9 protein-coding genes are annotated in these 8,957 nt (G+C 32.4%); 1 reads left to right on the top strand and 8 read right to left on the bottom strand.

Features of this window, described 5'->3' with window-relative positions; translation table 11 throughout:
- Nucleotides 1-148: 148 nt before the first annotated feature.
- The gene (glmS, locus tag K8M07_RS12390; RefSeq protein ID WP_223379403.1) at nt 149-1,975 is read right to left on the bottom strand and encodes a glutamine--fructose-6-phosphate transaminase (isomerizing); all 1,827 of its coding nucleotides are present in this window, start codon (nt 1,973-1,975) and stop codon (nt 149-151) included.
- Nucleotides 1,976-2,311: 336 nt separating this feature from the next.
- Between glmS and K8M07_RS12385 the strand changes: the two genes are divergently transcribed.
- A complete protein-coding gene (locus K8M07_RS12385; RefSeq protein ID WP_223379401.1) occupies nt 2,312-3,859 on the top strand; it encodes a polysaccharide biosynthesis protein in 1,548 nt (515 codons plus the stop codon).
- A 1-nt stretch (nt 3,860) separates the two neighbouring features.
- Here the strand turns inward: K8M07_RS12385 and K8M07_RS12380 are convergent, their stop codons facing one another.
- The 7 genes from K8M07_RS12380 to ggt form a co-directional block, all read right to left on the bottom strand.
- Nucleotides 3,861-4,235 (bottom strand): DUF134 domain-containing protein, encoded by a 375-nt coding sequence (locus K8M07_RS12380; protein WP_223379399.1) that lies wholly within the window; start codon nt 4,233-4,235, stop codon nt 3,861-3,863.
- 63 nt (nt 4,236-4,298) lie between these two features.
- The gene (locus tag K8M07_RS12375) at nt 4,299-4,556 is read right to left on the bottom strand and encodes a DUF5320 domain-containing protein (protein WP_223379397.1); all 258 of its coding nucleotides are present in this window, start codon (nt 4,554-4,556) and stop codon (nt 4,299-4,301) included.
- Nucleotides 4,557-4,672: 116 nt separating this feature from the next.
- The gene (locus K8M07_RS12370; RefSeq protein WP_223379395.1) at nt 4,673-5,026 is read right to left on the bottom strand and encodes a NifB/NifX family molybdenum-iron cluster-binding protein; all 354 of its coding nucleotides are present in this window, start codon (nt 5,024-5,026) and stop codon (nt 4,673-4,675) included.
- Between the two features lie 2 nt (nt 5,027-5,028).
- On the bottom strand, nt 5,029-5,892 hold the full coding sequence (locus K8M07_RS12365; RefSeq protein WP_223379393.1) for an ATP-binding protein: 864 nt from the start codon (nt 5,890-5,892) through the stop codon (nt 5,029-5,031).
- Nucleotides 5,889-6,716, bottom strand: coding sequence for an ATP-binding protein (locus tag K8M07_RS12360; RefSeq protein ID WP_223379391.1), 828 nt, complete (start codon nt 6,714-6,716; stop codon nt 5,889-5,891). Before K8M07_RS12360 ends, K8M07_RS12365 begins: the two co-directional genes overlap by 4 nt.
- Nucleotides 6,717-7,079, bottom strand: coding sequence for a NifB/NifX family molybdenum-iron cluster-binding protein (locus K8M07_RS12355; protein WP_223379389.1), 363 nt, complete (start codon nt 7,077-7,079; stop codon nt 6,717-6,719). It lies immediately after the preceding gene.
- 115 nt (nt 7,080-7,194) lie between these two features.
- Nucleotides 7,195-8,799, bottom strand: a complete 1,605-nt coding sequence (ggt, locus tag K8M07_RS12350) for a gamma-glutamyltransferase (RefSeq protein ID WP_223379387.1) — start codon at nt 8,797-8,799, stop codon at nt 7,195-7,197.
- Between the last annotated feature and the right edge of the window lie 158 nt (nt 8,800-8,957).

The following is an 8,957-nucleotide window of genomic DNA, read 5'->3' as shown; positions in this document are numbered from 1 at the left end:
TACTAAAAAACAGGTCTTAGCGCTAGCGCTCTAAGACCTGTTTTACTTTTTTGGGCTTTTTATTTTGAAACAGCCCCTTATTTCCATGCTATTTATTTTACCCGCCTTTATTCAACTGCAACAACTTCACTGCTAGGTTTTACTAATTCTATTCTACTGTTACACTCTTAGCCAAATTTCTAGGTTTATCTATGTCACAGTTTCTTTTCAACGCTACATAATATGCCAACAACTGTAGAGGCACTACAGCTAAAGTTGGGGATAACTCATCCTTTACTTCAGGAATATACACAACCTTATCAACAATTTTCTCTATTTCCTTGTTACTTTCCTTAACAACACCTATTACAAAAGCTCCTCTTGCCTTTACCTCCTTAATGTTACTCAACATCTTGTCATATAGCTTATCTTGAGTTGCTATGGCTATAACTGGCGTTCCTCTATCTATCAAGGCTAAGGTACCATGTTTCAATTCTCCAGCAGCCATTGCTTCTGAATGGATATAGGATATTTCCTTTAGCTTTAAGGATCCTTCCATCGCTAAATAATAATCTAATCCTCTTCCTATGAAGAATATATCCTCAGATTTATATATATTATCCGCCATATTCTTTATTTCATCTATATACTTTAACATAACATTAATCTTTTCTGATAATTCTCTGATTTCTTCAACTATTCCTTTAGCTATTGTACCTTCAGTAGTACCTCTTTTAATTGCTATATCCATGCTAATCAAAGCTAGAGAAACCAATTGGGTTGTATAGGCTTTGGTTGAAGCTACTGCTATTTCAGGCCCTGCCCAAGTATAGAATACATAGTCTGCTTCTCTTGATACAGTGCTGCCTACTACATTGGTTATTGCCAATACCTTAGCTTTCTTTTCCTTAGCTAATCTCAAAGCTGCTAATGTATCAGCAGTTTCTCCAGATTGACTTACCACTATCATTAAAGTATTTTTATCTATAAATGGGTTCCCATATCTAAACTCTGAAGCTACATCTGTAATAACTGGAATTTTCGCATACTTTTCTATTAAAGCTTTGCCAACTAATCCTGCATGATAAGCTGTTCCACATGCCACCATATATACTTTATTTATATTCTTCATATATTCTTCATTTAAACTAAATTCCTTAATATTAACCTTTCCGTTTTTATCTATACGTGGAGAAATAGTATCTTTGATAGCCTTGGGTTGTTCATGCATTTCCTTCAACATAAAGTGATCATAACCACCTTTTTCTGCTGCTTCTACATCCCAGTCCACATTATATATTTCCTTATCTACTTTAGTGCCATCGGTTTTCATTATCTCTATGCTATCTTTCTTTAATACTGCCATTTCATCATTTTCAAGCAAGTAAACCTTTCTAGTACGACTAAGAATAGCTGGAATATCGGAAGCAATAAAGTTTTCACCTTCTCCAGCACCGATTATCAATGGGCTATCCTTTCTTACTGCAATAAGTATATCTGGATTATTTTTATCTATTATCCCTAAAGCATAAGACCCTTCCAATTTTGATACTACTGTTTGAACTGTTTCCAGCAAGTTTCCATTATAATAGTAATCTAATAAATAAGGGATAACTTCTGTATCTGTATCTGAAACAAATTCATATCCTTTTTCTATTAACTCTTCCTTTAATATCAAATAGTTCTCAATTATTCCATTATGAACTACTGCTAATGCATTTCCAGGATTTAAATGCGGATGTGAATTCAAATCTGAAGGTTCTCCATGAGTAGCCCATCTGGTATGCCCTATTCCAACATTTCCTTCTAGATTATTTTTCTCTAAACTATCTCTTAATATTGAAAGTCTACCTTTATGTTTTGCAAAATTAATTTTATGATTATTTACTACAGCTATACCTGCAGAATCATATCCTCTATATTCTAATTTCTCTAATCCTTCTATTAATATGTTAGTTGCGTCTTTATTACCAATATAACCAACTATACCACACATAATTTCACCTCTTTTTAACAATTTTAAACTACTTAGCTATTTTTGTCTCTATAATCACTTATAGGTTTTGTATAGCTTTAAGGATGGTAGTACACCCCATGGCATCCGCCGAATTCTCGATTAACCATGACCTCGTCAACTCTTGTGAGCTCTGGCGCTTAATTTATAGCAAGTTCTCTATATAATCCTTTTTTAAAACACCTCCTAAAAGTTAGTGACTATATTTTATCATTAATAGGCTTTATCCGCATCAAAAATTTTAAATAAATTACCCAATATTGCATATAAATTAATATACTTTAAATCTTTATAGTCCATATCAAATGAGGTGTTAATTTGAAAACAAGAGGATTTGTCTATGGCTCTATTTTAATGATTATAGTAAATTTCATCGTAAGATCTGTTGATTTTATCTATGATGTTATGTTATCAAAATTTATTGGAGCAGAAGGTTTGGGACTGTTTCAAATGGCTAAATCCGTACTTATGATATTTATTGTTATTTCCACTGCAGGAATTCCAACGGCTATATCAAGATTGGTAGCAGAATATAAATCTAGAAATAACTACCATATAGTAAGAAAAATTTTGACGGTTTCAATTCTTTTAGCCTTCTTTTTTGGAATTATTTTCAGCACGGTTATTGGATTATTTGGTAATAATATAGCCTTAGGAATATATAAAAACAACAATATGATTACAGCTATATATTTTTTAATTCCTTCTGTTATATTAATCCCTTTGACCGTGGTATTTAGAGGATATTATTATGGATTAAGAATAATAATGATTCCTAACATTTCACAAGTTATAGAACATGTTGCACAACTTTTAATTGTATTTGGAATGCTTTATTTCGCTTATCCGATTGATCCTGTAACTGGAGCTACCATTGCTGTATGTGGTATTGCTATAGGAGAAGTATTTGATTTAATATGGCTTACCGCTATGCTTAAACAGTCAAATAAGGGAATAACCTATATTGCTTCAAAAAGAGAATCTAGAACAAAAATTCTAAAACAAATTTTTTCCATATCAGCTCCTATTGCAGTATCAGATGTTATAAGTGTAATATTTCGATTTGCAAATTCCATATTTATACCTAGAAGTCTTATGAAAATAGGTTTCACTAATAGTGAAGCAGTTGCGACTTTGGGTAGAATTTCAGGTATGACAATGCCCTTAATTGCCCTTCCTTTTATAGTTACAGGTGCAATTGCAATAAACTTAGTCCCCAATATATCAGAAAATATGGCATTAAAAAGATATAATATAGTAAAACATGATATTAAATTCTCCATTAAGATGACCTTACTAGCAGCTATACCATTAACAGGATTATATATATTCTATTCTAATCATCTAGGATATCTTATATATGGAGACATTAAAGTCAGCCAATTTATTAAAATTATGGCCTATGGTACCATATTTATGGCTTTAGAACACACATTTTCAGGCATACTTAATGGTTTAAACAAACAAATTACAGCTACAAAGAACAGGTTAATAGGTCTAATCGTTCAAGTGTTCTGTATATATTCATTGGTCAGTCATCCTAAATTTGGTATCAATGGGTTTTTTATTGGATTCTTATTATCTGGATTTATAATCTTCATATTAGATAAAATTACTATGATAAAGAAAGTAAAATTAGTGATGGATTACAAAGACCTAATACTAAAACCTGTAATTGCTACAATAGTAATGCTTATCACAATATACTATTCTATAAATTTTTTGGATAAATTTAATTTTAGTGATTCACTAGTCTTTTTTTCTAGTGTAGTAATAGGTGGAATAACATATCTAATAATACTATTAAAAACAAAAGCAATACCTACAAATATATATAAAAGAATGATAAGTCAAAGGACACAATAGATTATAGTTTGTTCTTTGACTCATTTCTCCCCCAACGATGTCTATGTCCACCTTGATTGCATAAACCACAACAATCTCTATCCATTCGGCATAGCTCGTAGTCTCCACCTTCTATTTTTAATATTTTACCATTTACTATACAGTCTGCAATCTTTTGTTTTGCCTCTGAATACATTCTTTGAACTGTAGAACGAGCTACATTCATTCTTTGAGCACATTGTTCTTGTTCCAATCCTTCTAAATCTATAAGACGGATTACCTCATGTTCATCTATTGACAAAATAATGTCCTCATTATTACAATTACCATCCATTGGACCAAACACTCTGTAGTTTGGAAGTCTGCAAACTCTACGTCTTTTTCGTGGTCTAGGCATATTATCACTCCTTCCAAATATATTTTACCATAATAATAGGATGGGGTGCATCCCATCCTATTATTATTCTTCATCAAAGTTTTTTAATATCTCATCTATTTCTTTTAATCTTGCTTTCAAATTATTTTTTTCATTTTTTAATAATGTCTTTTCTTCTTCTGGACTAGGGTAATAATATTCTCTTGGTTCAGGGTATCTTAATCCTCTGGCATATCCATAACCCATTCTTTGTCTAGGATATCTTCCAACTCTACAATAACCTCTTCCCCATCCAGTCATTGATCCCATTCCCATAGGTCCTGTACCATTTCTTCTTAGCATAATAATTCTCCTTTCTATATTATTTTGGGTATATGTTCAATTTAGTTATATTATACATCATTTTGGGTATATGTCAATAACTTTTTTAAAAAATAGCCAATAATTTGGCTCAAATTTTATTCACAATGACCTTCATAGACATGTTCTTCACATATAGACCCAGTAGATCTTAATTCACCAGATAAGTAACTTTGAATCACATCATCACAGTTACCACTTGCACCTACTACTACTTTAATTTTGTTATCATTAAATAGTTGCTGAGCAGAAGCACCCATTCCGCCAGATATTATTACATTAACTTCCTTCTCCTTTAAAAATACTGGTAAAAATCCTGGTCTATGTCCTGGATTTAACACAAATTTATTGTTTATTACTTTATTGTCTTTTACTTCATAAATAGTATATCCTTCACAATGGCCAAAGTGTTGACTTACGCTTTTTCCTTCCGTTGCAATAGCAATTTTCATATTCATCTCTCCTCTTCATTGATATAGTTTTCTTTTATGATATCCCACATCTGTCTTATCGCCTGATTGGCTTTACTATCCTCATAATAAATTATGGATTTTAAATTATTTATTGAATCTACTATTATGTCATCAAAAGGAATCTTGCCAACTAAAGGTATCCCTTCTTCTTTACAAAAACTTTCTATTTCAAATGACATATCCTCGTTTATGTCATATTTATTGATACATGCTAAAGCTGGTATATTAAAATGTTTTGTCAACTCGTACGCTCTAATAAAATCCTCTTTCCCAGATTTAGTAGGTTCTGTTACTATAAGAACTCTATCATTGTTAGTAATAGAAGCTATAACCGCACATCCAACACCAGGAGAAACATCTAATATAGTAAATCCAGATTTTGTTTGATATTGTTCAGCCTTTTTCCTTAATCTAGATACCAGTAATCCCGAACCATCTCCTCCTACTTCCATATCAGCTCTAAAAATCTTTCCACTTGACGTTTCTGTTACATATATATCTGCTGTCTTTTGTTCTACTAAAGAGATTACAGCTTCTGGACAAACTATCTGACAAGCTCCACATCCTTCACATTTAAGTGTATCCACTTCCCCTTTATAAATAGCATTAAATCTACAAACTTCATTACATCTGCCACATTTAGTACAGGTATCTGTGTTAACTTGTGCTACATCGTTACCGGAAAAATATTCACTATCTATATCTTTTCCATCATAGTATAAGTACATATTTGAAGCATCTACATCAGCATCTATACTTACAGAACCTTTTTCCAATTCTGCAATAGATATAGCTATGGTAGTCTTTCCTGTTCCTCCTTTACCACTTATGATACCCAATCTCATAGAAGCACCTCCTCTATATTTCTCTTAATATTTTGAAATGCTTCTTTATATTCATCTATATCTAAAAGTGTTTGACCTTTTGAATAATTTTCCGCTATATCTCTTCTAAATGGAATATAACCTAGTACATTTATTTTTTCTTCTTCTATATATTTCTTTAAATACTCATTATTTTTATCATATTTATTTATTATTAACCCAAATGGTACATTTAAACTTTGAACCAATTCTACTGCCATCTTTAAATCATGAAGTCCAAAAGCTGTTGGTTCAGTAACTAAAACGGCTCTATCAGCATATTGTAAAGTATTTACCACATTGCATGAAGTTCCAGGAGGACTATCCAAAAGATTAATTCCTTTTTTAGGGATGTCTGATAACAGTTCCTTTAAAATAGGTACGGCCATAGGTTCTCCAATATTTAGAATTCCTCTTTTTAATAACATACTACCTTTTATTCCCTCTTCTACTACCCCCGTGACTCTCTTCATATACTCTATTGCTCCAGTTGGACAAACTAATTCACAAGCTCCACAGCTATGACATAGCTTTTCAAATAGTATTATCTTGTCCTTCCCTTTTGCCAGAGCATTAAATTTACAGGTCTTGACACAATTTCCACATAGAATACATTTATCATCATCTATTTTAGGTATTTCTACTTTTACTTGTTTTTCATTGATCTTTTCAGGATTTAGAAAAATAAAGCCATTAGGTTCTTCTACATCACAATCTATGTAATTTGCATTTAAAAGCAATGATAGATTGGTAGAAACTGTGGTTTTACCTGTGCCCCCCTTCCCACTTAATACAACTATGTTCATTTAAAATCCTCCCTTATGCGATGGACCGGCCTCCTTAATTTCTTTTAGTTTTCCCTCTTTATATTCTTGTATTAACAGTTTACAGGGAATACTCTTTCCCTTATACATTTTGATATCTGAACTATTTAACAGTTCATAAGCATTAGGTCCTACATTGCTTGTGATAAGAACTTCTACAGATTCATCTATTATCTGCTGTGCTGCAGCAACCCCAGCACCGCCACTGGATTTTTCACCTTTATTATCTATTGATTGATACTCATCAGTATCTAAATCATAGATAATAAAATAAGGACTTCTTCCAAATCTTAAATCCAGATTATCATTCAAATCTTTTCCACTCGATGATAATGATACTTTCATATTTACACCTCCATTTTTGTTATTGGCATATGCTAATTATATACTATAATTATATTTCCCATTTGTCAACAAAAAATAAGCCAAAGAATTTAAATTCTTTGGCTATTGAAAATTACTACCATGCTGCAACAGTACTATCCGCTCTCTTATCTGTTCCACCTAGTAATGATTTATTCTGTTTTATTATTATCTGTCCTCTACCAAAATCACCGCTCCTTATTAAGAAATGAATTTCATGTCCCATTGTTTCCAATTCTTTGGCTATATAATTAGAAAAACCTGATTCTATTAATACCTTCTTATCTTCTTGCCATTGCCATCTATGTGCATCCAATGCTTCCTGAGGATTTAGTTTAAAATCAATCATATTCATCGCTACTTGAACATGCCCTTGTGGTTGCATAAATCCTCCCATGACTCCAAATGGACCCACTGGCATGTTGTCTTTGGTTATAAAACTTGGTATTATAGTATGATAAGGTCGTTTACCCGGTTCAATACAGTTTACATGATTTGGATCTATTGAAAAATTATGTCCCCTATTGTGAAGGGCTATTCCTGTTCCAGGAACGACTAACCCAGAACCAAATCCCATATAATTACTTTGTATATATGAAACCATATTACCCTCATTATCCGCAGTAGCTAAATATACAGTGCCTCCCTTGTCAGGCTTACCAGCAACTGGCACTATGGCTTTATCTTCTATCAGTTTCATTCTCTTCTTTGCATATACATCTGAAAGAAGGTCCTTTACTTTTACTTTCATTTTTTCTTCTTCTGTAACATATTTTTTTGCATCAGCAAATGCAAGCTTTATTGCTTCAATCTGTCTATGATATGTAATAGGATCTTCTCTATTTACAAATTGAAATTCTTTCAATATGTTCAATGCCATCAATGCTACAATGCCTTGTCCACTTGGTGGTATTTCCCAAATATCATAGCCTCTATAGTTTACTGATATAGGATTCACCCATTTAGGTTCATATCTCTCTAAATCCTTCTTTCTAATATAACCACCAGTTTCCCTTGAAAAGGCATCTATCTTACTTGCTATATCACCTTTGTAGAAAGATTCTCCCTCTGTATCCGCTAATTCCATTAAAGTATTACCGTGATCAGGAAACGTCCATATTTCTCCTGCTTTTGGAGGTCTTCCGTTCTTAGTAAATGTTTCAAACCAGTATTTAAATTTTTCACCTTTCAAATCCTTTTTATACATATTATAAGCTCTTCCCCAATAATAGGCTACCGTTGGAGATACTGTAAATCCGTTCATTGCGTAATCTATAGCTGGTTGTAATACTTCCCACAGTGGGAGTCTTCCAAATCTTTTTAATAATTCATTCCAAGCCGCTGGGACTCCCGGCACAGTTACAGGAATCCATCCATATTTAGGTATTCCCCTTATTCCTTCATCTTCTAAACTATTAGGGGATAATTTCTCTGGTGCAAATCCACAAGAATCCAATCCATGAATCTTGCCCTTATGCCATACTAGGGCAAAAGCATCTCCACCTATGCCATTAGATATAGGCTCTACTACTGTAAGACAAGCCGCTGTAGCTATAGCAGCATCTATAGCATTGCCTCCTTTTTTTATAATATCTAATCCTGCATTTGCAGCTAAATATTGCGATGTTGCCACCATTCCTCTATTCCCTATAGTCACCATTCTCTGTGATGGAAATCTGTAATTTAAACAATTAAAATCCATAGAACCCCTCCTATAAAAACAGATATATATAACCTTTATTCATTTATTCTATTATATAATTATGTTTGGGAAAAATAAAATGGGGCTGTTTCATAACTTATTTATAAGTTATGAAACGCCTCTTTTTCTATATTCTAGTTGTCAACTATATTTCATAA

The organism is Schnuerera sp. xch1, from assembly GCF_019931165.1.
Taxonomy (GTDB): domain Bacteria; phylum Bacillota; class Clostridia; order Tissierellales; family Tepidimicrobiaceae; genus JAIOUP01.
This window is presented reverse-complemented; position numbering and strand designations above follow the sequence as displayed.

Excerpts from the sequence above, each read along its gene's own strand:
- K8M07_RS12380 (WP_223379399.1), bottom strand. The coding sequence starts at position 4,235 with ATGCCTAGACCACGAAAAAGACGTAGAGTTTGCAGACTTCCAAACTAC.
- K8M07_RS12355 (WP_223379389.1), bottom strand. The coding sequence starts at position 7,079 with ATGAAAGTATCATTATCATCGAGTGGAAAAGATTTGAATGATAATCTG.
- K8M07_RS12360 (WP_223379391.1), bottom strand. The coding sequence starts at position 6,716 with ATGAACATAGTTGTATTAAGTGGGAAGGGGGGCACAGGTAAAACCACA.
- K8M07_RS12370 (WP_223379395.1), bottom strand. The coding sequence starts at position 5,026 with ATGAAAATTGCTATTGCAACGGAAGGAAAAAGCGTAAGTCAACACTTT.
- K8M07_RS12365 (WP_223379393.1), bottom strand. The coding sequence starts at position 5,892 with ATGAGATTGGGTATCATAAGTGGTAAAGGAGGAACAGGAAAGACTACC.
- glmS (WP_223379403.1), bottom strand. The coding sequence starts at position 1,975 with ATGTGTGGTATAGTTGGTTATATTGGTAATAAAGACGCAACTAACATA.
- ggt (WP_223379387.1), bottom strand. The coding sequence starts at position 8,799 with ATGGATTTTAATTGTTTAAATTACAGATTTCCATCACAGAGAATGGTG.
- K8M07_RS12375 (WP_223379397.1), bottom strand. The coding sequence starts at position 4,556 with ATGCTAAGAAGAAATGGTACAGGACCTATGGGAATGGGATCAATGACT.